The organism is Sinorhizobium chiapasense (assembly GCF_036488675.1).
Taxonomy (GTDB): Bacteria; Pseudomonadota; Alphaproteobacteria; order Rhizobiales; family Rhizobiaceae; genus Sinorhizobium; species Sinorhizobium chiapasense.
Window position 1 is genome coordinate 666,111 of record NZ_CP133148.1, and the last position, 24,516, is coordinate 690,626.

At 63.3% G+C, this 24,516-nt stretch carries 23 protein-coding genes; 9 read left to right on the forward strand and 14 right to left on the reverse strand.

Translation table 11 applies throughout. The annotated features are described in order from the left end of the window. Window positions 1-4 precede the first annotated feature (4 nt). Window positions 5-757 carry a crotonase/enoyl-CoA hydratase family protein gene (locus tag RB548_RS03065; RefSeq protein WP_331373586.1) on the forward strand — a complete coding sequence of 251 codons (753 nt, stop codon included), beginning with the start codon at window positions 5-7 and terminating at the stop codon, window positions 755-757. Window positions 758-1,283: 526 nt separating this feature from the next. After that, the gene (gene mcpU, locus RB548_RS03070) at window positions 1,284-3,383 is read left to right on the forward strand and encodes a methyl-accepting chemotaxis protein McpU (RefSeq protein ID WP_456299999.1); all 2,100 of its coding nucleotides are present in this window, start codon (window positions 1,284-1,286) and stop codon (window positions 3,381-3,383) included. A 50-nt stretch (window positions 3,384-3,433) separates the two neighbouring features. Here the strand turns inward: mcpU and RB548_RS03075 are convergent, their stop codons facing one another. The 7 genes from RB548_RS03075 to RB548_RS03105 form a co-directional block, all read right to left on the reverse strand. Then, window positions 3,434-4,690 carry a class I SAM-dependent RNA methyltransferase gene (locus tag RB548_RS03075; protein ID WP_331373587.1) on the reverse strand — a complete coding sequence of 419 codons (1,257 nt, stop codon included), beginning with the start codon at window positions 4,688-4,690 and terminating at the stop codon, window positions 3,434-3,436. Then, window positions 4,687-5,442 carry a TlyA family RNA methyltransferase gene (locus RB548_RS03080; RefSeq protein ID WP_331373588.1) on the reverse strand — a complete coding sequence of 252 codons (756 nt, stop codon included), beginning with the start codon at window positions 5,440-5,442 and terminating at the stop codon, window positions 4,687-4,689. Before RB548_RS03080 ends, RB548_RS03075 begins: the two co-directional genes overlap by 4 nt. 56 nt (window positions 5,443-5,498) lie before the next feature. Continuing rightward, window positions 5,499-7,412, reverse strand: coding sequence for a 1-deoxy-D-xylulose-5-phosphate synthase (gene dxs / locus RB548_RS03085; RefSeq protein WP_331374869.1), 1,914 nt, complete (start codon window positions 7,410-7,412; stop codon window positions 5,499-5,501). Between the two features lie 158 nt (window positions 7,413-7,570). Beyond that, window positions 7,571-8,494 (reverse strand): pirin family protein, encoded by a 924-nt coding sequence (locus RB548_RS03090; protein WP_331373589.1) that lies wholly within the window; start codon window positions 8,492-8,494, stop codon window positions 7,571-7,573. A 275-nt stretch (window positions 8,495-8,769) separates the two neighbouring features. After that, window positions 8,770-9,021 (reverse strand): exodeoxyribonuclease VII small subunit, encoded by a 252-nt coding sequence (locus RB548_RS03095; protein WP_331373590.1) that lies wholly within the window; start codon window positions 9,019-9,021, stop codon window positions 8,770-8,772. 3 nt (window positions 9,022-9,024) lie between these two features. Beyond that, complete coding sequence (locus tag RB548_RS03100; RefSeq protein WP_331373591.1) at window positions 9,025-9,954, reverse strand: histone deacetylase family protein; 930 nt, start codon at window positions 9,952-9,954, stop codon at window positions 9,025-9,027. A 62-nt stretch (window positions 9,955-10,016) separates the two neighbouring features. Beyond that, window positions 10,017-10,985, reverse strand: a complete 969-nt coding sequence (locus RB548_RS03105) for a zinc-dependent alcohol dehydrogenase family protein (RefSeq protein WP_331373592.1) — start codon at window positions 10,983-10,985, stop codon at window positions 10,017-10,019. Window positions 10,986-10,999: 14 nt separating this feature from the next. On the opposite strand from RB548_RS03105, the gene RB548_RS03110 reads away from it, so the two are divergent. Then, window positions 11,000-11,401, forward strand: a complete 402-nt coding sequence (locus RB548_RS03110; protein WP_331373593.1) for an acyl-CoA thioesterase — start codon at window positions 11,000-11,002, stop codon at window positions 11,399-11,401. On the opposite strand, the gene RB548_RS03115 is transcribed toward RB548_RS03110, so the two are convergent. The 5 genes from RB548_RS03115 to RB548_RS03135 are packed head-to-tail and all read right to left on the reverse strand — an operon-like array spanning window position 11,389 to window position 15,948. After that, on the reverse strand, window positions 11,389-12,582 hold the full coding sequence (locus tag RB548_RS03115) for a thiolase family protein (RefSeq protein ID WP_331373594.1): 1,194 nt from the start codon (window positions 12,580-12,582) through the stop codon (window positions 11,389-11,391). The genes RB548_RS03110 and RB548_RS03115 overlap by 13 nt on opposite strands. Then, the gene (locus tag RB548_RS03120) at window positions 12,566-14,068 is read right to left on the reverse strand and encodes a class I adenylate-forming enzyme family protein (protein WP_331373595.1); all 1,503 of its coding nucleotides are present in this window, start codon (window positions 14,066-14,068) and stop codon (window positions 12,566-12,568) included. Before RB548_RS03120 ends, RB548_RS03115 begins: the two co-directional genes overlap by 17 nt. A 4-nt stretch (window positions 14,069-14,072) precedes the next feature. Then, window positions 14,073-14,636 (reverse strand): biotin transporter BioY, encoded by a 564-nt coding sequence (locus tag RB548_RS03125; RefSeq protein WP_280659894.1) that lies wholly within the window; start codon window positions 14,634-14,636, stop codon window positions 14,073-14,075. 32 nt (window positions 14,637-14,668) lie between these two features. Next, window positions 14,669-15,274 carry an energy-coupling factor transporter transmembrane protein EcfT gene (locus RB548_RS03130; protein WP_331373596.1) on the reverse strand — a complete coding sequence of 202 codons (606 nt, stop codon included), beginning with the start codon at window positions 15,272-15,274 and terminating at the stop codon, window positions 14,669-14,671. Continuing rightward, a complete protein-coding gene (locus tag RB548_RS03135) occupies window positions 15,268-15,948 on the reverse strand; it encodes an energy-coupling factor ABC transporter ATP-binding protein (RefSeq protein WP_331373597.1) in 681 nt (226 codons plus the stop codon). The genes RB548_RS03130 and RB548_RS03135 overlap by 7 nt, the downstream gene beginning before the upstream one ends. Before the next feature lie 121 nt (window positions 15,949-16,069). On the opposite strand from RB548_RS03135, the gene RB548_RS03140 reads away from it, so the two are divergent. The 3 genes from RB548_RS03140 to RB548_RS03150 all read left to right on the forward strand — a co-directional run bounded on the left by RB548_RS03140 (window position 16,070) and on the right by RB548_RS03150 (window position 19,307). Next, window positions 16,070-17,269, forward strand: coding sequence for a winged helix-turn-helix domain-containing protein (locus RB548_RS03140; RefSeq protein WP_331373598.1), 1,200 nt, complete (start codon window positions 16,070-16,072; stop codon window positions 17,267-17,269). Between the two features lie 75 nt (window positions 17,270-17,344). Beyond that, the gene (gene tldD, locus RB548_RS03145) at window positions 17,345-18,760 is read left to right on the forward strand and encodes a metalloprotease TldD (RefSeq protein ID WP_331373599.1); all 1,416 of its coding nucleotides are present in this window, start codon (window positions 17,345-17,347) and stop codon (window positions 18,758-18,760) included. Between the two features lie 31 nt (window positions 18,761-18,791). Further along, on the forward strand, window positions 18,792-19,307 hold the full coding sequence (locus RB548_RS03150) for a GNAT family N-acetyltransferase (RefSeq protein WP_331373600.1): 516 nt from the start codon (window positions 18,792-18,794) through the stop codon (window positions 19,305-19,307). Window positions 19,308-19,327: 20 nt separating this feature from the next. Here the strand turns inward: RB548_RS03150 and RB548_RS03155 are convergent, their stop codons facing one another. Next, a complete protein-coding gene (locus tag RB548_RS03155; RefSeq protein ID WP_331373601.1) occupies window positions 19,328-20,584 on the reverse strand; it encodes a D-alanyl-D-alanine carboxypeptidase family protein in 1,257 nt (418 codons plus the stop codon). A 203-nt stretch (window positions 20,585-20,787) separates the two neighbouring features. On the opposite strand from RB548_RS03155, the gene RB548_RS03160 reads away from it, so the two are divergent. After that, window positions 20,788-21,843 carry a polysaccharide deacetylase family protein gene (locus RB548_RS03160; RefSeq protein WP_331373602.1) on the forward strand — a complete coding sequence of 352 codons (1,056 nt, stop codon included), beginning with the start codon at window positions 20,788-20,790 and terminating at the stop codon, window positions 21,841-21,843. 12 nt (window positions 21,844-21,855) lie between these two features. Here RB548_RS03160 and pdxH read toward each other — a convergent pair whose 3' ends face one another. Then, window positions 21,856-22,476 carry a pyridoxamine 5'-phosphate oxidase gene (gene pdxH, locus RB548_RS03165; protein WP_331373603.1) on the reverse strand — a complete coding sequence of 207 codons (621 nt, stop codon included), beginning with the start codon at window positions 22,474-22,476 and terminating at the stop codon, window positions 21,856-21,858. A 141-nt stretch (window positions 22,477-22,617) separates the two neighbouring features. Between pdxH and RB548_RS03170 the strand changes: the two genes are divergently transcribed. Both RB548_RS03170 and RB548_RS03175 read left to right on the forward strand, forming a co-directional pair. Next, window positions 22,618-23,070 (forward strand): RT0821/Lpp0805 family surface protein, encoded by a 453-nt coding sequence (locus RB548_RS03170; protein ID WP_331373604.1) that lies wholly within the window; start codon window positions 22,618-22,620, stop codon window positions 23,068-23,070. A 207-nt stretch (window positions 23,071-23,277) separates the two neighbouring features. After that, window positions 23,278-24,336: a DnaJ C-terminal domain-containing protein gene (locus tag RB548_RS03175; RefSeq protein WP_331373605.1), complete on the forward strand. Its 1,059-nt coding sequence runs from the start codon at window positions 23,278-23,280 to the stop codon at window positions 24,334-24,336. The last annotated feature ends 180 nt before the right edge of the window (window positions 24,337-24,516 follow it).

Here is a 24,516-nt window from a genome sequence, read left to right on the forward strand (position 1 = left end):
AGCTATGACCGATCATGTGCTTGTAGAACGCCCGGAGGCCTTCCCCGGCGTCCAGGTCATCCGCTTCAACCGGCCTGAAAAGAAGAACGCCATCACGCGCGAAATGTACGCGAAGATGACGAACGCGTTGACGGTGGCCGGAACCGATCCAGCCGTGCGAGTCACCGCGTTCCTCGGCACCGAAGGATGCTTCTCGGCCGGAAACGACATGGCCGATTTTCTCGCCTTTGCCATGGGCGGGACAATGGGGACCGAGGTGCTCGATTTTCTGCGGGCGCTTGCGGCAGCGAAAAAGCCGGTTGTATCGGGTGTCGACGGCTTGGCGATCGGCATAGGCACGACCATCCATCTCCATTGCGATCTGACGGTTTCTTCGCCACGCTCGGTCTTCAAGACACCCTTCGTCGACCTCGCCCTAGTGCCTGAGGCGGCGTCCAGCCTGGTCGCGCCGCGCATCATGGGGCACCAGCGAGCCTTCGCGCTTCTCGCCGCTGGAGAACCGCTGGCGGCCGCCGATGCCCTGCAGGCGGGGCTGATCTGGAAGGTCGTCGGCCAGGAAGCGGTGGAGGAAGAGACGCTTTCGCTTGCGGCACGCCTCGCCTGGAAACCGCCAGAAGCCCTGAGGATCGCGCGAGACCTCATTCGTGGGGATCGAAGTGACGTGCTCTCCCGCATCGACGAGGAGGCCCGGCACTTTGCCGCGCAGTTGAAGAGCGCCGAAGCGCGGGCGGCTTTCGAAGCCTTCATGCGTCGCTAGATCATTTCATTGTTTCTTTAAAGCAGTGAAATGATCTAACCATTTGAAATTACGCAATTCCGGACGGAAAACCGTTACACACTTTTCCTGGAATTGCTCTAGTTTCGCGGTGATGGCGAGATGGCGGGCGAGGCGCCCGCGTGTGCGTTCCGGATGTGGTGCGCGTTGCCGCAGAAATCCTGAACTTGCATATGTCAATTTTAATCGCTTCTTAAATAGCGATCGATAGCGTGCGGTCGCAGTAGGCCTTCTCCGGAACATCCGCGTCCAAAGTGGAAACACAAAAAGCGGATCGGATGCTCTGGAACCATAGCGCCGAGCGTCCTTTTGCGCGTTCATCAGAACAGGCGGGCGCTTGTCGTGCGGGCGGCCCCGGCCGCATGAGGCAGCCGGTCTTGCCTTCGCGGCATGTCAAATCATCTCCCGCAATTTCGTATGTCGCTCGCCGCGACCGATCCGCTCTGCGCGGGAAATCTCGCAATCTCATGTCCGGCGAGGATGCCGGCCACTCCAGAGGAGCCCTTCCTTGTCCAAACGATCGAATCTCATGACGCGCATTCTTGTTGCTGCGTCCTGCGTTGTCGTCGGCGCCTTTGCAGGCTTTTCCGTCTACATCGATACGCTCCAGAACAGCGCGACGACAAAAGCCGTCGAGGAGAATATCGCCTCGTCCGGCAACCAGGCGGCGACAAGCGTCGCCAACTGGCTGAACGGCCGCGTGACGCTGACGGCCATGGTCGCCGACGCCGTCGGTCGCGTCGGGGACGACGCCGGTGTCCAGCCGGTTTTGAAGAACGATGTTCTCACCGCCGAATTCATCTCCACCTATGTCGGCAACGAAAGCGGCAAGTTCATCACCTGGCCTGAGATGCCGATGCCGGAAGGCTACGATCCGCGCCAGCGCCCATGGTATCAGCAGGCCGTCAAGGCCGACGCTCGCGTCCTGACCGAGCCCTACGTCGACGCCTCCAGCGGCGATCTGATCATCAGCGCGGCGGTGCCGGTCAAGCATGATGGCAAGCTCTATGGTGTCGCCGGCAGCGACTTCTCGCTGAAGACGCTCGTCTCCATGGTCAAGGCGATCGACGTCGGCGGCGAGGGTTTCGCGTTTCTTGCCAACAAGGACGGCCAGATTCTTGTTCATCCGGATGCAAAGCTGGTGACGAAGACGCTCGCCGACGCCTTTCCGGTCGGTACGCCGAAGATCGGTAGCGGCATCGTCAACACCGAACTCGACGGCAAGCCGATGCTGGTCAGCTTTGTGCCGGTCAAGGGGCTTCCCTCGGTCGAGTGGTATGTCGGCTTTGTTGTGGACGCGGACGTCGCCTATTCGGCGATCAGCCAGTTCCGCGTCGCCGCTACAGTTGCGACGATCCTCGCCGTCGGTGTCATGATCGCTTTCCTCGCGACACTGCTCAGCCGTTTGGTCATCCGGCCGATCACCGAAATGACCAGCACGATGGAAAAGCTCGCTGCCGGCAATATCGAGGTCGAAATTCCCTGTGAGGCGCGTCGCGACCAAATCGGATCGATGGCCGCGGCTGTTGCCGTCTTCCGCGCCAATGCTGTCGAGCGCGCGCGGCTCGAGGACGAGGCGGACGCGAACCGGTCGCTCTCCGAGCGCGAGCGCCTGGATCGCGAGGCCCAGAAGGCGCGCGATGCAGCGGAAGTGCAGCACGCCGTCGACGCGCTTGCGACCGGCCTCGGCCGGCTGGCGAACGGCGATCTTGCCTTCCGCATCGACAGCCCCTTTGCCGATCGCCTCGATCGCCTGAGGGCCGACTTCAACAATTCGGTGGCCAAGCTTCACGACACGCTCCGTGCGGTCGGCGTCAACGCCCGTGCGATCGATGCCGGCGCCAGCGAGATCCGTTCAGCCGCCGACGACCTTGCCCGCCGCACCGAACAACAGGCAGCTTCGGTCGAGGAAACGGCCGCAGCGCTCGAGGAGATCACCACGACGGTGAAGGACTCTGCTCATCGGGCGGAAGAGGTTGGAGCTCTCGTCGCCCGCACCCGCACCGGCGCCGAGAAGTCCGGTGAAGTCGTCCAGAACGCCGTCCAGGCGATGCATGCGATCGAGAAGTCGTCCGGCGAGATATCCAATATCATCGGCGTGATCGACGACATCGCCTTCCAGACCAACCTCCTGGCGCTGAACGCAGGCGTCGAGGCGGCCCGTGCGGGCGAAGCCGGCAAGGGATTTGCCGTCGTGGCCCAGGAAGTGCGCGAACTGGCCCAGCGCTCGGCCAATGCCGCCAAGGAAATCAAGGCGCTGATCACGACCTCCGGCGACCAGGTGCGCTCCGGCGTGACGCTCGTCGGCGATACCGGCCGCGCACTGGAAGCGATCGTCGCCGAGGTGCAGGAGATCAACAAGCATGTGAGCGCGATCGTGACCGCGACGCGCGAGCAGTCGACCGGTCTTCAGGAGATCAATACCGCCGTCAACACCATGGACCAGGGCACGCAGCAGAACGCGGCGATGGTCGAGGAGCAGACGGCGGCAAGCCACGGCCTCGCCCAGGAGGCGGCAGCACTCAACGCGCTGCTCGCCCAGTTCAATCTCGGCGAGACGCATGTCGCCCATCCGAGTGCGACAAGCTATCGGCGGCGCGCGGCCTGATCAGGCCTTACACGAAATAGATGGAAGGCCCGGTATCTGCCGGGCCTTCGTCATTTCTGGGGCTTTTCGAGGGTCGCGACGGCTTCCACATGCGCCGACCAGAGAAACTGGTCGATCGGGGTCACCGATGTGATCCGATAGCCCGCAGCGGTGAGGATCGCGAGATCGCGGGCAAGCGTCACCGGGTTGCACGAAACGGCTGCAATCTTCTTCACGCCCGAGCGGGCGAGTTCGTGGCATTGAGCCTCGGCGCCGGCGCGCGGCGGATCGAAGACGACCGCATCGTAGGCCTTCAACTCCTGCGCCATCAGCGGCCGGCGGAAAAGGTCGCGCTTCTCGATCGTCACCGGCTTCAGGCCTTGGCTGTTGCGCGCGGCAAAATCCAGCGCTTTCAGTGCTTTGTCGTCGCCTTCGACGGCATGCACGCGCGCCCTTTGCGCTATCCTGAGAGCGAAGGTGCCGATGCCGGAGAAGAGGTCGGCGACATGTTTGGCCTTGCCGACATGTTCAAGCACGAGCTTTGCCATCGCCTCTTCGGCGGGCCGCGTCGCTTGGGTGAAACCTCCCGGTGGCGGTGACACTGTTACGCTGCCGAAATCTATCGCCGGCTTTACGGGTTCGACGATGATCTCGCCGTTGAGGCTGACGCGGGCAATGCCGCGTTCCCCCAATACTGCTTCGACAGTGAGGCGACGCTGCCGGTCGGCGAGCTTGATGCCTTCGAAAGCAAGATCGAGACCGGAGTTGGTTTCAAGCACCGTGATGCGGAACGGCTCGGCGCTCGATGCCATCGCGGCGGCGATCTTGCGGATGGTCGCGAGCCGGGAGACGATGCCCGGGCTCGCGATGGGACATTCGCTGATCGCCACGATGTGGTGACTTTCCGCCTGGTTGAAGCCGAGCAGCAATTCCTTCTCGGTGCGCCGCGCGGTGAAGACGGCGCGCCGCCGCTCGCCCGGATGGGCAATCACCAGCGGCGCCACGTCCGGCGTCAAGCCTTTCGACTTCAAGGCATCGATGACGAGACTGCGCTTGAAGGCGTGATAGAGGTCGTCGGATGCGTGTTGGAGGGCGCAGCCGCCGCAGGCACCGTTGACGCCGTCGGGGCCGAAGTGACGACATTTCGGCTCGACGCGGTCGGGGGAGGGCTCCTTCACCGAGATCAGCGTGCCGTGTGCCTTGTTGACGGCAAGCGCGACGGTTTCCCCGGGAAGCGTGAACGGCGCATAGACCGGGCCCGCCTCGGTTTGCGCGATTCCGTCGCCCTGTGCGCCAAGACGGGCGATCGTGACAGTTTGCGTGCTCATCGCTTTACGCCGGCAAGGAGGAATTCGGTATTGCCGTCGCCACCGGCGATCGGGGATGGAATGAGACCGAGGCTCTGCCAGCCTATGTCCTCCACGAGCCAGCGCTCGAGTTCGGCGGCAACGGCAGGGGCGCTCTCGGGATCCTTGAGCAGCCCCGCCTTGCTGATCGCCTCGCGCCCGGCCTCGAATTGCGGTTTGACGAGCAGAACGCAATGCGCGCCGGGTTCGGCCATGCCGAGCGCGGGTGGAAGCGCCAGTTTCAACGAGATGAAGGAGACATCGGAGACGACGAAGCTGATCGCGCGGTTGCCGACGTCCTCCGCTGTCATGGCCCGGGCGTTCAGTCCTTCGAAATTGGTGACGCGCGGATCTTCCGCAATCCGCGGATGCATCTGTCCATGGCCGACGTCGACAGCCACGACATGGCGGGCACCGCGTGTGAGCAGTACCTCCGTGAAGCCGCCGGTCGAGGCGCCGATATCGATGCAGGTCTGCCCGGATGGGTCGAAACCGAAATGGTCGAGGGCGGCGACGAGTTTCAGCGCCGCACGCGAAACATAGGCCCGCGCCGGATCGTCGATGGTGATCGCGACCCCTTCGACGAAGGTGGCGGCGGGCTTGGTTACAGTGCGGCCGTCGACCTTGACGGTTCCGCGCTGGATCGCATCGCGGGCGCGAGCGCGGCTGGCAACGAGACCACTGTTCAGCAGCAACTGGTCAAGGCGGAGGGATATCTTGGCTTGTTCGGACATGCTGTCTTATCGCGCCTTGGCGTCGTCTATTCGTTGAAGCGTGTGACCGAAAAGGTTCAGCCTGCCGCCCCGAGGCCGACCGCGTGCTTCTGGCCAAGCGCCTTGAAGACGGTCGAGACGATGCCGGCCCGGTCGAGCCCGGCCGCGGCATACATGGCTTCGGGCTTTGCCTGCTCCATCCAGATGTCCGGCATCACCATCGGCCGCACCTTGAGCCCGCCATCGAGCAGGCCGTTCTGCGCAAGGAACTGCAGCACATGGCTCGCAAAGCCGCCGACAGCGCCTTCCTCGATCGTGATCAGCACTTCATGATGCCGTGCAAGCTGGCGAATGAGATCGTGGTCGAGTGGCTTTGCAAAGCGGGCGTCGGCAACCGTCGTCGAGAGGCCGGCAGCATCCAGATCCTCAGCCGCCATCAGACAGTCGGCAAGCCGCGTGCCGAACGAAAGCAGCGCGATCTTCGAGCCTTCCTTGACGATGCGTCCCTTGCCGATTTGCAGGATCTGCCCACGTTCCGGCAGGTCGACGCCGACGCCCTCGCCGCGGGGATAGCGGAAGGAAATCGGGCCTTCGTCATAGGCGGCTGCGGTGCGCACCATGTGTTTCAGTTCCGCCTCATCCGCGGCGGCCATCACCACGAAGCCGGGCAGCGTGGCGAGATAGGTCGTATCGAACGAACCGGCATGCGTCGGCCCGTCGGCGCCGACGAAGCCGGCGCGGTCGATCGGGAAGCGGACCGGTAGCCCCTGGATCGCCACGTCATGGACGACTTGGTCGTAGGCGCGCTGCAGGAACGTGGAATAGAGCGCGGCGAAGGGCTTGTAGCCTTCCGCCGCAAGGCCCGCGGCGAAGGTGACGGCATGCTGCTCGGCAATGCCGACATCGAAGCAACGCGACGGGTGGACCATCGCGAACCTGTCGAGTCCGGTACCGGAGGGCATCGCGGCGGTGATCGCGACGATCTTGTCGTCGAGGCTTGCTTCCTGGACGAGCGCCTCCGCAAACACCGACGTATAGGCCGGCGCATTCGGCTTCGCCTTCGCCTGAGCACCCGTGATCACGTCGAACTTGTTGACGCCGTGATACTTGTCTGCCGCGGCTTCCGCCGGCGGGTAACCCTTGCCCTTCTGCGTCACCACATGGATCAGCACCGGTCCCTTGGCGTTGTCCCGGACATTGCGCAGCACGGGCAGCAGGTGGTCGAAGGAATGCCCGTCGATCGGCCCGATATGATAAAAGCCCATTTCCTCGAAGAGCGTGCCGCCGGTGACATAGCCGCGGGCATGCTCCACGGCGCGCGTGATCGCCCGGTCGACGCTCTTTCCGAGATAGGCCGTCAGCTTCTTGCCGACCTCGCGGATGCCCATATAGGTGCGCCCCGAAGCAAGCCGCGCGAGATAGGCGCTCATCGCGCCGGTCGGCGGCGCGATCGACATGTCGTTGTCGTTGAGGATGACGATGAGGCGGGCATCGAGCGCCCCGGCATTGTTCAATGCCTCATAGGCCATGCCGGCCGAGAGCGCGCCGTCGCCGATCACGGCAATCACGTTGCGGGACGTGCCGTCGAGATCGGCGGCGACCGCCATGCCGAGCCCGGCGGAGATCGACGTCGAGGAATGCGCCGCGCCGAAGGGGTCGTATTCGCTTTCGGCGCGCCGGGTGAAACCGGAAAGGCCGCCTTCCTGGCGCAGGGTACGGATGCGGTCACGCCGCCCCGTGAGGATCTTGTGCGGGTAGCACTGATGGCCGACGTCGAAGATCAGCCGATCATGCGGCGTATCGAAGATCTTGTGAATCGCGATCGTCAGTTCGACGACGCCCAGTCCGGCGCCGAGATGGCCCCCGGTGCGAGACACCGCATCGATCATTTCCGCGCGCAATTCACTTGCCAGCTGCGGCAGATCCTTGTCGTCGATCTTCTTGAGATCGTCGGGGAACTCAACCTGATCAAGCAAGGGCGTCGCCGGCATAGGATTGGTTGGCAGTTGTGTCACGCTGCATGCCTCATGCGCGCCGAGGACGGCGCGCGAACTGTTGATGGTGTTCGTCGGAACGGATCTTTAGACGCAATCGCCGTTGAATGCAAAATTAGGCTTTCCTGCGACTTCAACCAAGAGCTTAACGAAATTTAGCTTTCGGGCAAAGGTATGAACTCTTCCTCGTCCCCCGGCACGATATCGAAGCGCCCGCTGCGCCATTCTTCCTTTGCCTTGTCGATCCGTTCCTTGGACGAGGAAACGAAGTTCCACCAGATGTGGCGCGGCGAGCCGAGGGCTGCGCCGCCGAACAGCATGACGTGACAGCCAGCGGGACCGGCGGTCACCGTGATTTGATCGCCGGGGCGGAAGACGAGCAACTGGTTGTCGGCAAAGTGATCGCCGGCGATGATCGCTTCGCCGGAGAGGATGTAGAGCGCCCGTTCTTCCCAGTTGGCGGCAAAGGGAGCGCTCTTGCCCGGTTCGATCATCAGGTCGACATAGATCGTATCGGTGAAAGTGGAGACCGGCGAGGTGGCGCCCTCGAAGCCGCCGATGACGACGCGCGCCTGAACGCCGCCATCGGAAAGGACCGGCAGCATGTGCTTTTCGGTGTGATCGAAGAGCGGTTCGATTTCTTCCTTGTGGTCTGGAAGCGCCAGCCAGGTTTGCAGGCCCGACAGCGAGCGTTCCTCGTTGCGCTGGTTTTCCGGCGAGCGCTCGGAATGCACGATGCCGCGGCCGGCGGTCATCAGGTTCACGTCCCCGGGGCGGATCACCATTTCGGTGCCGAGGCTGTCGCGGTGCTTGATCTCGCCGTCGAAGAGATAGGTGACGGTCGAAAGGCCGATATGCGGATGCGGGCGAACGTCGATCGCCTGGCCAGCCCGAAGCAGCGCCGGCCCCATCCGATCGAAGAAAATGAAGGGACCGACGAGGCGGCGCCTTGCGGTCGGTAGCGCCCGGCGAACCTCGAGGCCGCCGATGTCACTGGTGCGCGGAATGATGAGATGTTCGATGGCGTCGCAGGCCGGCTTGTCGCCGGCGAGCGGATCTGGACCAGGAAAGAACGACATGGCAATCACTCCGGTTCGTGAGCATCCAGCGTCGAGACTATCCTCAACGCTGCCGGTCCGGTAGCGATAATCGGTATACGTTGTGTTTCTCGTTCTGCAGTCGCCTTCTCGCAGGTCGAGACGTACCGTTGGAGTGCTTACCTCTGGTCCTACCCGCAACCGGGGCGGCGGGCTAGGTAGTGCGCCGCGAGTTTCTTTCAGCCGGCCTTCGGGCAGGAGGTGGACGGCAGGCCGGCTGGGGCAAAGTTAGGGCAAACGGCCCTTCAGTCAGATCACTATTCTGCGTCGAGCGGTTCTACGCCCTGCGGCTTGCCGGCGCGGTCGAGGCGGATCTTTTCGATACGGTCCTCGGCGGCCTTCAAAAGCGTCTCGCAATGCTTCTTCAGCGCCTCGCCACGCTCGTAGATCTCGATCGACTTGTCGAGCGCGACGTCGCCGCGTTCCAGTGCCGAGACGATGCGCTCCAATTCTTCGACGGCCTGCTCGAAGGAGAGGGCGGAAACATCCTGTTGCGTGGTGGTGGTCATCAATTACCCTCTCATCAATCTCAGAATATGCATGCCCGCCGATTCGGCGAGCCCCTGAAGGTCATAGCCGCCCTCGAGCAGGCTGACGATACGGTTGCCCGCTGTCCTGCCAGCGACCTCCATGAGGCGGCCCGTTGCCCAGTCGAAATCCTCTGCCACGAGGTTGATCTGGGCCAGCGGATCGCGGTGATGGGCGTCGAAGCCGGCGGAGATCAGCACGAAGTCGGGACGGAAATCATCAAGTGCGCTGAGCACCCGTGTCCGGAAAGCGTCGCGGAAATGCTCACTGCCGCTGTTCGGCGAGAGTGGCGCATTGACAATGTTGCCATCGACACCCGTCTCGTCCTTGGCGCCCGTGCCGGGATAGAGCGGCATCTGGTGCGTCGAGCAGAAGAGCACCGACAGGTCGTCCCAGAAAATGTCCTGCGTGCCGTTGCCGTGATGAACGTCCCAGTCGACGATCGCGACGCGCTCGGCCCCGTGCGCTTTTTGCGCATGGCGCGCGGCGATCGCAATCGTATTGAAGAAGCAGAAACCCATCGCCTTCATCTTTTCGGCATGGTGTCCCGGCGGGCGTGCGGCGACGAAGGCGTTGTTCGCCTCGCCGCTGAAGACGGCGTCGACCGCCGCGACGGCGCCGCCAATAGCCGTCAGCGCCGCAACAAGGCTCTGCGGGCTCGCACAGGTATCCGCCTCGAACTGGTTTATGTCTTCCTCGGGAATCTCCCGGACGATAGACCTCAGATGATCTTCCGGATGAGCGAGCAGAACCAGCTCCTCGCTGCCCCTTGGCGCCTTGATCCGCTTGAGCTCGGCAAAATTCGGATGCTCCAGTGCCAGGTTCAGCGCCCTCAGCCGGTCCGGCCGCTCAGGGTGCCCCTCGGGAACCTTGTGCTCCAGGAAGACCGGATTTTCGTAGAGGAACGTAGCCATGGCGCAAAACTAGTGCGCGGACTGCCCGAGGTCCATGGTTCAGGCGGTGAAAGTGCCGATTTTCAACAGCGGGGATCGAGCAGGATCTTGCCGTCGCGAAGCGGGTCCGCCTGATGCGCGAGGGCTTCGGCGAGACGGCTCAATGGATAGGTAGCTGCGATCGGACTTGCAAACAGCCCGTTGCTGAGACCCGCGAAGCTTCGCTCAAAGGCGGCTTCGAGCGCATCGCGGCCCGCTGAGTGAACCCAGGTCCTAAGCCAAAGGAAGGCGAAACGGACGTCGGGTCGGCCGCTGATTGCCGTCTGCGGCACCGGCACGCCGCTCAAGGCTCCGTATTGCACGAAGGTTCCGCCGGATTGGACCGACCGCGTAATCAACGCGCCCGCCAAGGTCCCGCCGACGGCATCGAGCACGGCGTCGAATGCGAGCCGTGGCGGAAGGTTATCCCCGTCTGCGACGATGATCCGGTCCGCATCGCCAAGATGGTTCACGCTCTTTTCGCTTCGAACGATGGCGGTCGTCGCCACGTCCTCCAGAGCGAGCAGGCGCAGGAGCATGCCGCCGATAGCGGAGCCTGCCGCGGTCACGCCGATGCTGCGGCCCTTGAGCGAGCCGAAATGCTCTCGCAACTGCTCGACGAGTCTCAAGGCCGTCAGCGGGTTGACGTAACTCAAGGCAGCCGGTGCGTTGTCGATATCGTCCGGTACCGGAAAACACCATTGGGCCGGGCGCACGAGAAACTGCTGCCACAGGCCACTTGCGCCGATCGGGATCACCCGATCTCCAGGCTTCAGATCCTGAACGCTCGCCCCGATCCGGGTGACGACCCCGACGCCCTCGAAACCGGGAACGAAGGGCAGCACCGTACGCGCGCTGTAGGCGCCGGTGACGGGGATCAGGTCCGATGGGTTGATGGCCGAAAGCGAGACGGCGATTTCGACTTCCCCGGCCCCCGGCGCGGCGCGGTCGATATCGACAAGTTCGATCACTTGTCCGGGATCGCCAAACTGTCTAACCAGAGAAGAGCGCATCGTGAGGGCCTCGCATGGACGGCACGCAACGGGAAAACGTTACGGAAATCCGGATTCCGTTTCGCGATATAGACATGCACGGGCATATGCACAATGCGGCCTACTACGCGCATGCCGAGGCCGCCCTGTCCGGCCTCTGGCGCCACCGGCCGACGGTCAGGAACGAGCCCAGCTATCTCGTGCGCCGATCGGCCTGCGTCTTTCATCGCGGTCTGCGCTACGACGAGCCGGCCCGCTTCATCGTCAACGTCTCGAAGATCGGCGGCAGTTCGGTGAGCTTTGCGGTGCGCGTGGAGGCTGGCGGCCAGCTTGTCGCCGAGGTCGAGATCGTCTGGGTGGCGGTCGATCCCGCCCGTCATGCCCCGGTACCGCTGCCTGTCGCCACGCGGGAGTGGCTGACCGCCTATCTTGAGTGATCGGGCCGAAGGCTGCGGAAGTGAGTGATCGCGCCCATGCCGCCGCCGATCCCCATCATCGCCAGCCCCTCGGTGTCGGATGGGACCGCAAGCATCTGTGAAAACAGCCTGACGACGAGAATTGTCCCCGACGCGCCGTAGGGGTGGCCGAGCGCGATCGCCCCGCCGTCGAGATTGACGCGTTCCGGCGCGATCTCGAGCTGGTCGAGGCTGCCGAGAACCTGTGACGCGAAAGCCTCGTTGAATTCGATGAAATCAACCTCGGCGAGGTCGAGTACCGGATTTCGCGCGCGAAGCCTCGCCATCGCGGGAACCGGACCGAGCCCGAGCAGGTTCGGATCAACGCCCGCCGTCGCCGCGTCGACGAATTCCAGGGCAAAGGGAACGCCAAGCCGGCGCGCTTCGACGAGGTTCGTCACCAGCACCATCGCGGCTCCATCATTGATCGGACAGGCATTGCCGGCGGTCACGGTGCCGTCTTTGACAAAAACCGGTTTGAGCCGAGCAAGCGTCTCGGCGGCCGCGTTCGCTCGCGGGCATTCATCGCTGGCGACAGGACCCGTCGGCGTCGCGACCGCGACGATCTCGCGCTGGAACCTGCCGGCCGCCGCGGCGGCGACGGCGCGCCGGTGGCTTTCCAACGCAAACCGGTCTTGTCTTTCCCGGGAAATGCCGCAGGCAATGGCGACGTTCTCGGCGGCAACGCCCATATCCGGGTCGCCGATGGAATCGGGTGCCATCCGTGCGCGCCTCACTGGCTGAAGTTCCTCGTCGCGTTCAAGCGGCGGGCGAAGCCGGATGTGGGCGCGGCTAGCGCTTTCGCTGCCGCCGGCAAGGTAGAACCGTCCCGCGCCAGCCTGAATCTGCCGTGCCGCAAGGGTGATGGCCTCGAGGCCCGAGCCGCATTGCCGGTCGATCGTGACGCCGGGGATCGCAACGGGCAGGCCGGCTTCGAGCGCTGCAAGCCGCGCGACGTTGCCGGCGCTGTTGGCGGCATTGCCGATGAGCACGTCATCGATTTCATCGCCGTCGATGCCGATGTCGGCAATGATCCGCGCAATCAGCGGGGCGGCGAGCGTCGCCGGTTCAATCTTGGCCAGGCTGCCGTTCACGCGACCGATCGGCGTGCGCAATGCGGCGATGATAACGGGCGTGCGAGCCGGGTCAGACGAGGCGTTCAAGGGCACCGTTTCCCTCCGCGATCCATTGCCGGAGCTCCTTGGTGGCGATCTTGCCGGAGGCCGTCATCGGCATTTCACGGCAGAGCCAGGTCTTGCGCGGATGCTTGTAGCGGGGCAGAGCGGCAGCAAGATGACGTTCGAGTGCAGAATGGTCGAAAGCCTCGCCGCGCGGCTCGATGATGGCTGCGAGCTCGCAGCCGAGGTCGGGGTGGTCGAGACCCAGGACCTGGACGGCGCTCACATTGTCGGCGGCCATGATCACGGCTTCGACCTCGGACGGATAAATGTTGTTGCCGCCCGAGAGCACCATCCCTCCGGCACGGCCGATCAGATGCAGTGTGCCGTCAGCGTCCAGGAAGCCGAGATCGCCGACCGTTGCGAGATCGCCGTACCGGTGAAAACCTGCGCCATCGGCGCTTGCAACATAGCCATCGGATATGAGCGCGCTTTTGACGAAGATCGTACCGGTCTCGCCTGCGGGGAGGCGGTTTCCCGCCTCGTCAAGGATCTGGAGTCGGACGCCTGGGAACGCCTTGCCCACGGCCGTTGGACTGTGATTGTCCGACGCCCCGGCGACGGTAATGAAGCCGAGCTCGGACGCACCGTAGTACTCGATGACGCGCGCCTCGGGGAAGGCAAGACGCGCGGCCTTCCGGTCCGCGGGCGTGAGCTTGGCCCCGGCGACGGTGATTGCTTCGACAGAGGGCAGGCCGGTCGAGCCTCGCACCTGTTCGCAGAGCCGCCGCAGCATCGTCGGCACCAGGACGAGCCGCTTGACTTTTCTGGCCGTGATCGTCTCCACGGCTTGCCGGGGATCGAAATGCCGGGCACCGATGAATTCGGCGCCTGCCTTCAAGCTTTCGGCGAGCGCGTAGAGCGTCAGGCCGTGAGCAAGCGGCCCCGGCGCATAGGTTGTCGTTTCCGCTCCGATGCCGAAAAAGCTCTGGCCGGTTTCGAGGCTAAGACGCCAGGACCGGCGATCGCGGACGATTGCTTTCGGTTCTCCCGTCGTACCGGACGTGAAGACGATGAGGAAAGGTTCGCCGCCGTCGCCGACAGGGATCGAGTGCGGACCTTCAGCCGCGGTGTCGATGATAGCGGTTTCGCCCGCCGCCGGCTGTTCGAGCCGCAGCGCGTCGCCCTCCGGGTGGACGACGATGTCGGGCCGCAGTTGCTCGATCATCCGCCTGCGCGTCGGCTCCGGCAGATGCGGATCGATGAGCGCAGCGCAATTGCTGCCGGCGGTCGCGGCGATGAAGGCAGCCAGAAAGAGCGGGTGATTGCCGGTTTGGAGCGCGATCAGCCGCACGCGGCCCGAAAGAACACTGTCACCCGTCACGGCTGGCACCCATTGTTCGATCGTGCGCAGGATGCGGCCCGCGTCGGCGGCAATTTGTCCGAAAAAGAAGACCCGGTCCTCGACGCGGAAGGCAGGGCCATGCGGGTATTCACCCGCATGGCGCATGATTGCTTCGGCGAGCGGCATTGGTTCAGGCCCGAACCGGCAGCAGCGGATAGCCGGCGTAGACGGCGCGGGCGGCAAGTGTTGCGATCGCCGCCTTCAGAAGATCGCCGGGGATGAAGGCGAGTGAACCGGTTGCGGCCGCGAGCAGCGGCGTGCCGGTGACGGCGGACAGCCATGGCACGCCGATCCCGTAGAGCACGACGATGCCGCCGACGACCGAGGCCAGGAAGAACCCGCCGAACTGGCGGCTCTCCGACTGGCCCTCATGAATGAAGCGTTCGGCGATGATGCCCGTGACGTAGGCTGCGACGGCCCAGCCAAGGATGAAGCCGCCCGAAGGGCCAGCCAGAACGGCGAGACCGCCGCGTCCGCCGGAAAGCACCGGCAGGCCGATGGCGACCAGCAGGACAAACAGCAGGAAGGCGAGCGCCCCGCGTTTTGCGCCGATGATGCAGCCGGCAAGCATCACGCCCATCGATTGCGCCGTGATCGGAACGGGGATGAACCCGAGCGTGATCGGCGGGATGAGGCCAAGTACGACGACGATCGCGGCAAAAAGCGCGATGAGGACGAGATCTCTGGTGTTCATGTGGTCCTACCCTTTTATTAGAAAGCGCGAATTTATTGCCGCCGAAATCCGCGAGCGTCAATGGCCGCGGCAATCGTATCCGCATCTTTGAGCGTCAGGATGATAAGCGGCCCGATGATCGTCAGCGGCCGTATCGGCAGGCCCCGCGCGCGATGCGCCTCGCGGATAGCCTCGTAGCGGGCGAAAATATCCGGAACGAAACGCAGCACGAGGCCGAGGGCCAGGCTGACATCGGCGGCGTTGAGCAGGCCCATGCGTTCGAGCGGCTTCAGCAGGACCGTGATCTCGTCCATGAAGGCGCTGATTGTCGTCGTCGCGGTAACCGCGGCGGCGAAGAACACCAGCGCCATCAGCCGCAGCGCCAGCGCGGCGACTTCGGGGAAGGGGAGAAGAAACAGGTTGACGGCAGCAAGGACGAGGATGGTGAAAAAAACGAAACCGATGCGCGCGAGCGCCTGGCGCAACGTCATCCCAAGGGAGAAGTAGAGCCATCCGCAGAACAGGAAGGCGGGTGCAAGCAGGTAGAGCGATTGCGTCGCGAAGAGCGAGAGGCTGAGAAGCAGAAGGGCAATGAGTTTCGCGCGCACCGGCAGGCGGTGAAACCAGCTACTGCCCTCCACATAGAGGCTCGTCAGCATCCGGCGACCTCGTGATAGCGCTGGATTGTTTCCGTGGGTCGGCCATCGGCAAGCAGCCGGCCCTCATGGAACAGCAACAGCCTTTCGACGCCTTCGACAAGCGCAAGGTCGTGGGTGATGACGATGGTATCTTCGTCGAGCGCATCGATCGTGTTGGCGACCATGCGGCGGTTGCGGAGGTCGAGTTGGTTGGTCGGCTCGTCGAGAATCAGGATCTTCGGCCCGGTGACGACGACGCTCGCCATGGCGACGAGTTGCGTTTCGCCACCCGAAAGCTCATGCACACGGCGCCGGGCAAGGTGGGTCACGCCGAAGCGCTTCAGCGCGGCCTCGGTGCGTGCGGCAATTTCGTGCGCAGGCAGGCCGCGATTCTTGAGCCCGAATGCGATATCGTCGGAGACGATCGGCATGATCAACTGGTGCTGCGGGTTCTGGAAGATGAAGCCTGCCTCCGCAAGGACAGCTCGGTCGTCCTTGACCGTATCGAGCCCATTGACCATCACGCGGCCCTTGGTCGGCTTCACGAGCCCATTGATCAGTCGCGCGAAGGTCGTCTTGCCGGAGCCGTTGAGGCCAATGATGCCGATGCGGCGTTCGTCAAGGGCGAGTGTCAGGGGATGGAGCGCGACTCGTTCGCCGAAGCTGACCGAACAATCGGTAAAGCGAATATCCAAGCCTTGTCCCTCGCAGTTTGCGTGGTGGCTCTATAGGGCAAGTCGATCGGGAAGGGCAATGCGGCCAGACCTTCCAATGCGGCATTTCAATAATGGGAATAAAAGCCTACTCTTTCGGACCATGACGATTCGCCTCTCCAATCGCGATGCCCGGCGCATCTTCCTCGCAAAACAAGGCCTCATGGCCGCGCCGCAGCGCGCGCTCGGCAAGGACGGGCTCTTGAAACTCATCCGCGACCTCGGTTTCGTTCAGGTCGACAGCATCGCAACGGTCGAGCGGGCTCATCACCAGATCCTTTTTTCCCGCAATCAGACCTATCGCCGCGAACACCTGACTGAATTGCTGGAGAAGGACGGCGACCTCTTCGAACATTGGACCCATGACGCCTCGATCATTCCGAGCGCTTTTTTCATCTATTGGAAACATCGCTTCAAATGGGAAAGTGAGACGCTGCGCGAGCGCTGGGTCAAATGGCGGGGCGAGGGGTTCGACGACGGTTGCGAGGAGACCTACGAACGCATCGTCAGCGACGGCGCGGTGATGGCCCGCGATCTCAAGGTGGACGGCCACGCATCCGGCGGCTGGTGGAACTGGCATCCGTCGAAGACTGCGCTCGAAGTGCTATGGCGCCAGGGCAGGCTGGCGATCGCGCGCCGGGAGAACTTCCAGAAGGTCTACGATCTTACCGAGCGCGTCATTCCTCCGCAGCACTACGAAGGCGAGGTAAGCCACACGGAGTTCATCGACTGGGCCTGCCGCAGCGCTCTCGATCGACTGGGTTTTGCGACCCATGGAGAGATCGCCGCCTTCTGGGATCTGGTGTCGCCGGATGAGGCGAAAGCCTGGGTCGCCGCGCATCGGGACGAACTTTCAGACGTGCTGATCGAATCCGCCAATGGCGGCAAGCCGCGCGCCTCCCATGCGTTTTCCGGGTTCCCCGATAACCTCGGCGATATTGCCGAGCCGCCGGGACGTATCCGCGTGCTCAGCCCGTTCGACCCCTTGCTGCGCGATCGCAATCGAACGGAGCGGCTTTTCGGCTTCTTCTATCGTATCGAGGTTTTTGTGCCGGAAGCAAAACGCGAATACGGCTACTACGTCTTTCCGTTGATCGAGGGCGACCGTTTGATCGGCCGCATCGACATGAAAGCAGACCGAAAGCTCGGACGCCTCGATGTTCGACGCCTCTGGCTGGAGCCGGGCGTCCGGGCGTCGTCCGGCCGCATGGAAAAGCTTAGCTCCGAACTCGACCGCATCGCCCGTTTCACCGGCGTCGAAGAGGTCAACCTTCTCGACGGCTGGAACGCGTCCTTTTCCTGAGATTTTTCTTGGCTTGCGTTCCCCTGCTTCCTAAATGAGGGGCTCAGGACATTGAACCAGCGGGAGCGGACGAGCATGAACACCGATCTGATAAGCCTCTTCGATGCGGACGAGGCTACGGTCCGCAAGGTTCTGTCCGAGACGCTTTCCGGCGCAGATGACGGCGAGCTCTTTCTGGAGCACGCGCAAGCCGAGGTTCTGTCCTTCGACAACGGACGCCTCAAGGGCGGCAGCTTCAACACCGACCAGGGTTTCGGCCTGCGCGCTGTCGCCGGCGAATCGGTCGGTTACGCGCATGCCGGCGAATTGTCGCTTGCCGCCTTGCGCAGGGCGGCGGATGCCGTTGGCCAGGTGACGCGCGGCTATGCCGGTTCCTATGCCGCGGCCCCGCAGCGCACCAACAAGAAGCTCTATGGCGACGAAAATCCGATCGGCGAACCGAGCTTCGAGGCAAAGGTCGCCTTGCTTCAGGAGGTTGACGCCTATTTGCGCGCCAAGGATCCGAAGGTCAGGCAGGTGACGGCTTCGATTTCCGCCAGCTGGCAGGTAGTCGATATTCTCCGGGCCGACGGTCACCGCGTTCACGATGTGAGGCCGATGACCCGCATCAACTTCTCGGTCGTCGTTGGCGATGGCGATCGGCAGGAAACGGGATCGTTCGGCATCGGCGGACGGCGCGGGTTCGGCGACTTCGTCACGGAAGAGAACTGGAAGCGCGGCGCTGACGAAGCGTTGCGGCAGGCGCTCGTCAATCTTGAGGCCATCGATGCCCCGGCAGGCACGATGGACGTCGTGCTCGCCTCCGGTTGGCCCGGCGTCATGCTGCATGAAGCGGTCGGCCACGGGCTCGAGGGCGATTTCAACCGCAAGAAGACGTCCGCCTTTGCCGGCCTCCTGGGCGAACAGGTGGCTGCCAAAGGGGTTACTGTCATCGACGACGGCACGATCGAGGCCCGGCGCGGCTCGATCTCGGTCGATGATGAGGGCACCCCGTCAGGCTACAACGTCCTGATCGAGGACGGCAAATTGGTCGGGTACATACAGGACCGGCAGAATGCACGGCTGATGGGCATGACGCCTACCGGCAACGGCCGCCGGCAGGGCTATGCGCATGTGCCGATGCCCCGTATGACCAATACGTACATGCTTTCCGGCGATCGCACGCCCGAGGAGATCATCGCTTCGGTCAGGAAGGGCATCTACGCCGTCTCCTTTGGCGGCGGTCAGGTGGACATCACCTCGGGCAAGTTCGTGTTCGGCTGCACCGAAGCCTATTTGATCGAGAACGGCAAGGTCGGCGCGCCCGTCAAAGGGGCGATGCTCATCGGCAATGGGCCGGATGCGATGAAGCGGGTGACCATGGTCGGCAACGACACGAAGCTCGATACCGGCATCGGCAATTGCGGCAAGGCCGGCCAATGGGTGCCCGTCGGCGTCGGCCAGCCGCACCTCAGGATGGATCAGATAACCGTCGGCGGCACGCAGGCGTGAGTGATCCGGTTGAGAGATGAGGGACGACGTCATGACCGATGAGGCACACGGAGAGCTGGAAATCCGCCGCTTCACCGCGGCGGACGAACAGGGCGTCATCGACGTCATTTTGCCGATTCAGCGCGAGGAATTCAGCATTGCGATTACCATCGACGATCAACCGGATCTGCGCTCGATCGCCGACTTCTATCAGAGCGGGACCGGAGATTTCTGGGTTGCCACCGTGGGCGACCGGGTCGTCGGCACGCTTGGGCTCAAGGATATCGGCGGTTCTCACGCGGCAATCCGCAAGATGTTCGTCGCTCCCGATTTCCGTGGCCGCAGCCACGGCGTGGCAGCACGTCTGCTCGAAAGCCTGCTTGTGCATGCAGAGCACCGAAAGATCGCAGGCCTCTTCCTCGGCACGACGGACAAGTTCCTCGCCGCGCATCGTTTTTATGAGAAGAACGGGTTTGCCGAGATCGCGAAAGATGATCTGCCGGCTGGCTTTCCGGTCATGAGCGTTGACACGAAATTCTACCTTCGACGACTCGCGCCCGTCGCATAGCTTTGCGGCTCGCGAGTAAACTAACCTCGGTCAGGCAGCAGCGTGCAATCGTAGGATCGCTTCTTCAGGATGGCGCAGGCGGAAGTGGCCGCCTCGCGGCTGGCGAAGCCGATGAAGCGTGCGCGATATTGCCTGGCGCTGCCGGTGCCGGACACTTCCGTATGAGGGGAGGCGCCGAGCAGGGCCGCGCCACCGGCGGACTCCGCTTCGACCAGAATCTTCCGGGCGCCTTCTGCCGTTGCGGCCGTGGAGATCTGAATCTGCCAGTGGCCGGCGGCGGTTGGTGGTACGCTGGCGCTGTCATCGACGGCCGTAGAGCGATCCGGCGGCATCACTGGTGCCGCGGACGCCGCAATGACCGGCGCGGAGGCACTTTCGCTCGTCCGGGCGGTGTCGGCATAGGATAGCCGGACCCCCGGCAGTCCAGCCACTTCAACGGCGCCCTGCGGACTCGTAGCCGCGACCAGCCGGCCGCCGGCGGGTGTTGCCGCCCTGCCCAGATGCTGATCGAGCAGTGAAGCCATCTTGTCGTCCCGGCCTTTTGCCGAGCGCCCGCCGAGCACGACCCCGATGATACGGCGATTGCCATCCCTGACGGCGCTCACAATGTTGTAGCCGGATGCATTGGTGTAGCCTGTCTTGATGCCGTCCATGCCCGCGTATCGATACATCAGCTTGTTATGACCGCGGATCGTACGGCCGCGAAAGGTGAAGCCCTGAACCGCGAACATGCGATATTCCCCCGGGAAATCCCTCATCAGCGCGACGGCAAGCCGCGCCATCTCGCGCGCTGTCGTTATCTGCTCACGTGCCGGCAGACCGGAGGCGTTCACGAAGTACGTGCGCGTCATGCCCAGGCGACGCGCTTTTGCATTCATCATCTGCGCGAAGGCGGCCTCCGAACCCCCGAGCGCTTCGGCGACCGCCGCCGCCGCATCGTTGGCGGAGCGAACGATCATACCGTAGACGGCCTCCTGAACCGTGATCGTATCGCCGGGCCTGACCCCGAGCTTGGTCGGCGGTTTGCGCGCGGCCGTCGACGACATCACCAACGGGGTGCTCCAGCCGATCTTGCCCCGGTGCAGCGCCTCGAAGGTCAAGTAGAGCGTCATCATCTTCGTTAGCGACGCCGGGTGGTTGAGCGTATCGGCGTTCTCGGCAGCGAGAATCCGGCCTGTCCGCGCATCAAGAACGAGGGACGCGCTACCCGCTACCGCATGCGCGGCACCAAACACGAAAGCAGCAATCGCCGCCAGGGCAAATCGGAAGCTCTTCATCGGATTTCCCCTCTCCAAAAGTGCGCTCGTTAGGAACGGTGTTTCGATTTGTGACAGGGTAGCCGCTTTGTTGCAATATCGAGGCCCATGACCGCTTCTCAAAAAAGCGGAATGTTGGTGGCGAATGCGCGTGAAACTCAGCCAGATTCAGTAAGGCTTAACCGGCCCGGCGTTAGTTTCCCCCTCGCAGGCAGGGTTGGCGGATGAAGCAGGGCATCGCGCGGGTGGTGAGTGACCGAGTGAGGCGCGTCGCTATTGGCGGCGGGCTCGAACTCGCGCAACTCCTGGCGCGCTCCGGATTGATGACGGGCGCGCGTGGATGCGGCGCGATCTTCACCTTGCATCATGTTCGTCCCAGGATTCCGCGCGCGTTTGACCCGAACGCTCACCTGGAAATTACACCGACGTTTCTCGACGAAGCGATCCTGGCGCTGAAGCGCGACGGTTATCGCTTCGTCGCGTTGGAAGATCTGCCGGAAAGCCTGGTCCTCGCCGATGCACGGCCGGTCGCTTGTTTCACGCTTGATGACGGCTACCGCAACAACCTCGAATACGCGTTGCCGGTTTTCGAGCAACAGGGCGTGCCGTTCACCGTTTTCGTCACGGGCGGCTACGTCGATCGCACCCACACGCTGTGGTGGGAAACGCTTGCCGACTTGCTCTCGACGGTAAGCGCTTTCCGCTTCGATTTCGGCCCCGGAACGGAGACCATGAGAGCCGCAAGCAATACGGAAAAGCAGTCCGTATTCGACCGCGTCTCAACCTATGTTCGCCGTCACGACGAGGCAGATGCCGTCGGCAAACTGAACGAGCTGGCGCGTGAGCAGGGTATTGATCCCCTTGCGATCACCACACGTTTGACGCTCGATAAGGCGGGGCTGCGCTCCCTGCTGCAAAGCCCGCTGGCAAGCCTCGGCGCGCATACGATCAGCCATCGCGCACTGGCGCGGCTGGGCGACGCAGAGGCGCAACGAGAGATGTCGGAATCTGCCGCGCGCGCCGAGGCCATCGCCGGACGCTGGCCGGCGACTTTCGCCTATCCCTATGGGGACAGGCATGCGGTTTCGGAACGCGACCATCGTCTGGCCGAGCGGCTCGGTTTCACGGTGGCGGTGACGACGCAACCCGCCACGCTTTCAGCCGGCACCGTTTCAAATTTCCACGCCCTGCCGCGAATTTCACTCAACGGCCACTTCCAGAACCACCGCCACGTCTCGGCACTCGCTTCCGGAATTCCCTTTCGGCTGATGACGGGATAATCCACCGGCCTCTCACGGATACATCCGCACCTTTGCCCAGCCGCCCTCCGGTGTTTGGCGACGGAACTCCACCCGGTCATGCAGTCGGAAGGGACGGTCGTGCCAGAATTCGATCGAGGTAGGGCGGATGCGGAAGCCGGACCAGTGTTCCGGGCGAGGGATTTCGCCGATGGCGTGGCGTGCCGTGTATTCGGCGACCGCCTTTTCCAGGGCGAAGCGGCTTTCGAGCGGACGCGATTGCTTCGAGGCCCAGGCGCCGATGCGGCTGCCGCGCGGCCGGCTCCTGAAATACTCGTCCGCTTCTTCGTCGGAGACGATTTCGACCGGACCGCGAACTCGCACCTGCCGGCGCAGCGATTTCCAGTGGAAACACATCGCGGCTTTGCGAGACGAAAGAATTTCACGGCCTTTCTGACTTTCGAAATTTGTGTAGAAGACGAAACCGCGTTCATCGAATCCCTTGAGCAGCACCATGCGCACATTGGGAAGCCCATCCGGATCGACGGTCGCAAGCGCCACGGCGTTCGGATCGTTGATCTCGTTCTCTTCGGCGTCCTTCAACCATGTGCCGAAAAGGGAAAAGGGCTCGTTCGCTTCGGTGAAGTCACCGGTTATTAACTCATTCGCGGTCATAGTGCCTTCCAATGCCGTGATATCTGGCGCGGGAACGCCTCGGGATGAGCCCGGTCGGTGTTTCCGCATCGAAAAGTGTCAGAGCCTGCCTGTGGACTTCCTCGGAAAACGTGCAGCTCTTGCGAGTCTGACAGGATTGCCGTGCAAGACATAGCAAAGTCGATCGATGGCAAGAAGGGTTTTTCCTTCGCCTTGCTGCGCAGCGGAGTGCTTTGTATGGCACTTCTCGCTCTGCCGGGGTGCATGGGCGCGGGCCTCGATCTCTTTGGCGGCCCAAGCGTCGATCGTGTGTCGACGGGTACGGTACCGGTCGCGAAAACCGCGGATGGTCTCTCGGACGCCGTTGCCGTGCGCAACGCCGTTTCCTCTGCCGACATCAGTCAGGGCGGCGCCAACCCGATCCCGTGGGCAAACGCGACGTCCGGTAGTGCAGGCGTGATCAGTGCCATTCAGGAAGACCGTGCAAGCGGCATGCTCTGCCGGCGCTTCACCACGACCCGCCACTCTTATGAAGGCATAGCGAAGTTCGACGGAAGTGCCTGCCAACTCGGCAACGGCGAATGGTATCTGACGAGCTTCGGCCCGCAGGGCTGAACATCCTTGATTAACCACGTTGGTTCAAAGCCGCGGAAAAGCATCGCGACCCGTTCGTTCGCGCCGGTCCCCAGAGCTGTCGACTAACCCATATTTAGCAACTTCTCCAGATCATCGCCGGGAAAGAAGTCGCAAGACGCGGCCTTCTTACCGTGGTGAGATATGGCGAGCGAAGGGGCCGCCGGTCGGAGAAGATGGTGACAAACCATGCGTGATCCCTATGCAATTCTCGGTGTGCGCCGCAATGCCGGGCAGGATGAGATCAAGGCCGCTTGGCGATCCGTAGCCAAAGCCGTGCATCCGGACCACAACCACGACGATCCCTTGGCGACACAGCGCTTTGCCGAGGCGGGAAAGGCTTACGAGCTCTTGCGCGATCCGGTGCTGAGAAGCCGCTACGATCGCGTTCGGCGTGAAGCCGAACTGCGCCGCATGGAAGCGATGAAGCAGAAAATGCGTGGACCGGAGCCTGCAGAGCAGCCGATCGACGCCGAAACGGCTGAAGAGGCCATCTCGCGCATCTTCGGTGTCGAACCGCAGGCTGCACCATCTCCCTCGAAACCAAAAACCGCGTATGCGCGGCCGGTCGAGAAGGGTGAGCCGCCGGCGGATACCGGGCCGGAGGCGACCGCGGATTCGAAACGGGAGGAAGCGTCCAAGTTCGAAGCGACGGCCTTCCGGCGCTCCGCTGCGCCCGCGGCGGATCTGGTAGCGGCGATCGTACGGCGAATTCGTGGTCGCGTCGCAAAGACCGCCGAGAAAGTGCCGGATCTGGCGGTCGACGTTCATGTGAGCATCGAGCAAGTCGTCAATCGCGCCCGGGTATCCGTGGAGCTACCGGACGGCGAGACCGTGAGGTTCTCGATCCCGCCCGGCGCAACCGACGGCCAGGCCATGCGGCTCAAGGAACAGGGCTACAGAGTGACGGGCATGGCGCGCGGCGATGTGCTGGCGACATTGCGGATCAACCAGGAAGGTCCGGTCCGAACGCAAGGTTTCGACCTGGTGACCACCCTGCCGCTCGACCTTGAAGATGCCGTGCTCGGCTGCGACACTGTCGTAGAAACGCCAAACGGGCCGGTTACGGTGACCGTTCCTGCCTGGTCCGGATCGGACAAGGTGATCCGTATTGCCGGTGCGGGATTGCGCGACGCGGATGGAGAAGCCGGGGATCTGCTCGTCGAACTGCGGCTGATGCTTCGCGAAAAGCCGGACGACAAGATAACGGACCTGATGAGGTCGCTGCGCCACGGTCTTTATCTGTGACGGTTTTCTGACAAGCTGAACCAATATTACGGGGACTAACAGTTCCTGATCTGCGGTGCGCTTGAACCGTTTTAACGGCTATGCCATAGGCAATTCTCGACAATTTGCCGCACCGCACAGATGCGTGTGCCGCGGCGTTGACATTCGTGAACTCTCGCACCGGCGGCGGCCGGTGCAGGC

Excerpts from the sequence above, each read along its gene's own strand:
- RB548_RS03155 (WP_331373601.1), bottom strand. The coding sequence starts at position 20,584 with ATGAAGAGCTTCCGATTTGCCCTGGCGGCGATTGCTGCTTTCGTGTTT.
- RB548_RS03140 (WP_331373598.1), top strand. The coding sequence starts at position 16,070 with ATGACGATTCGCCTCTCCAATCGCGATGCCCGGCGCATCTTCCTCGCA.
- RB548_RS03105 (WP_331373592.1), bottom strand. The coding sequence starts at position 10,985 with ATGCGCTCTTCTCTGGTTAGACAGTTTGGCGATCCCGGACAAGTGATC.
- RB548_RS03080 (WP_331373588.1), bottom strand. The coding sequence starts at position 5,442 with ATGTCCGAACAAGCCAAGATATCCCTCCGCCTTGACCAGTTGCTGCTG.
- RB548_RS03090 (WP_331373589.1), bottom strand. The coding sequence starts at position 8,494 with ATGTCGTTCTTTCCTGGTCCAGATCCGCTCGCCGGCGACAAGCCGGCC.
- RB548_RS03160 (WP_331373602.1), top strand. The coding sequence starts at position 20,788 with ATGAAGCAGGGCATCGCGCGGGTGGTGAGTGACCGAGTGAGGCGCGTC.
- RB548_RS03125 (WP_280659894.1), bottom strand. The coding sequence starts at position 14,636 with ATGAACACCAGAGATCTCGTCCTCATCGCGCTTTTTGCCGCGATCGTC.
- RB548_RS03095 (WP_331373590.1), bottom strand. The coding sequence starts at position 9,021 with ATGACCACCACCACGCAACAGGATGTTTCCGCCCTCTCCTTCGAGCAG.
- RB548_RS03110 (WP_331373593.1), top strand. The coding sequence starts at position 11,000 with ATGGACGGCACGCAACGGGAAAACGTTACGGAAATCCGGATTCCGTTT.
- RB548_RS03100 (WP_331373591.1), bottom strand. The coding sequence starts at position 9,954 with ATGGCTACGTTCCTCTACGAAAATCCGGTCTTCCTGGAGCACAAGGTT.
- RB548_RS03150 (WP_331373600.1), top strand. The coding sequence starts at position 18,792 with ATGACCGATGAGGCACACGGAGAGCTGGAAATCCGCCGCTTCACCGCG.
- RB548_RS03075 (WP_331373587.1), bottom strand. The coding sequence starts at position 4,690 with ATGAGCACGCAAACTGTCACGATCGCCCGTCTTGGCGCACAGGGCGAC.
- RB548_RS03130 (WP_331373596.1), bottom strand. The coding sequence starts at position 15,274 with ATGCTGACGAGCCTCTATGTGGAGGGCAGTAGCTGGTTTCACCGCCTG.
- RB548_RS03065 (WP_331373586.1), top strand. The coding sequence starts at position 5 with ATGACCGATCATGTGCTTGTAGAACGCCCGGAGGCCTTCCCCGGCGTC.
- pdxH (WP_331373603.1), bottom strand. The coding sequence starts at position 22,476 with ATGACCGCGAATGAGTTAATAACCGGTGACTTCACCGAAGCGAACGAG.
- RB548_RS03175 (WP_331373605.1), top strand. The coding sequence starts at position 23,278 with ATGCGTGATCCCTATGCAATTCTCGGTGTGCGCCGCAATGCCGGGCAG.
- tldD (WP_331373599.1), top strand. The coding sequence starts at position 17,345 with ATGAACACCGATCTGATAAGCCTCTTCGATGCGGACGAGGCTACGGTC.
- dxs (WP_331374869.1), bottom strand. The coding sequence starts at position 7,412 with ATGCCGGCGACGCCCTTGCTTGATCAGGTTGAGTTCCCCGACGATCTC.
- RB548_RS03120 (WP_331373595.1), bottom strand. The coding sequence starts at position 14,068 with ATGCCGCTCGCCGAAGCAATCATGCGCCATGCGGGTGAATACCCGCAT.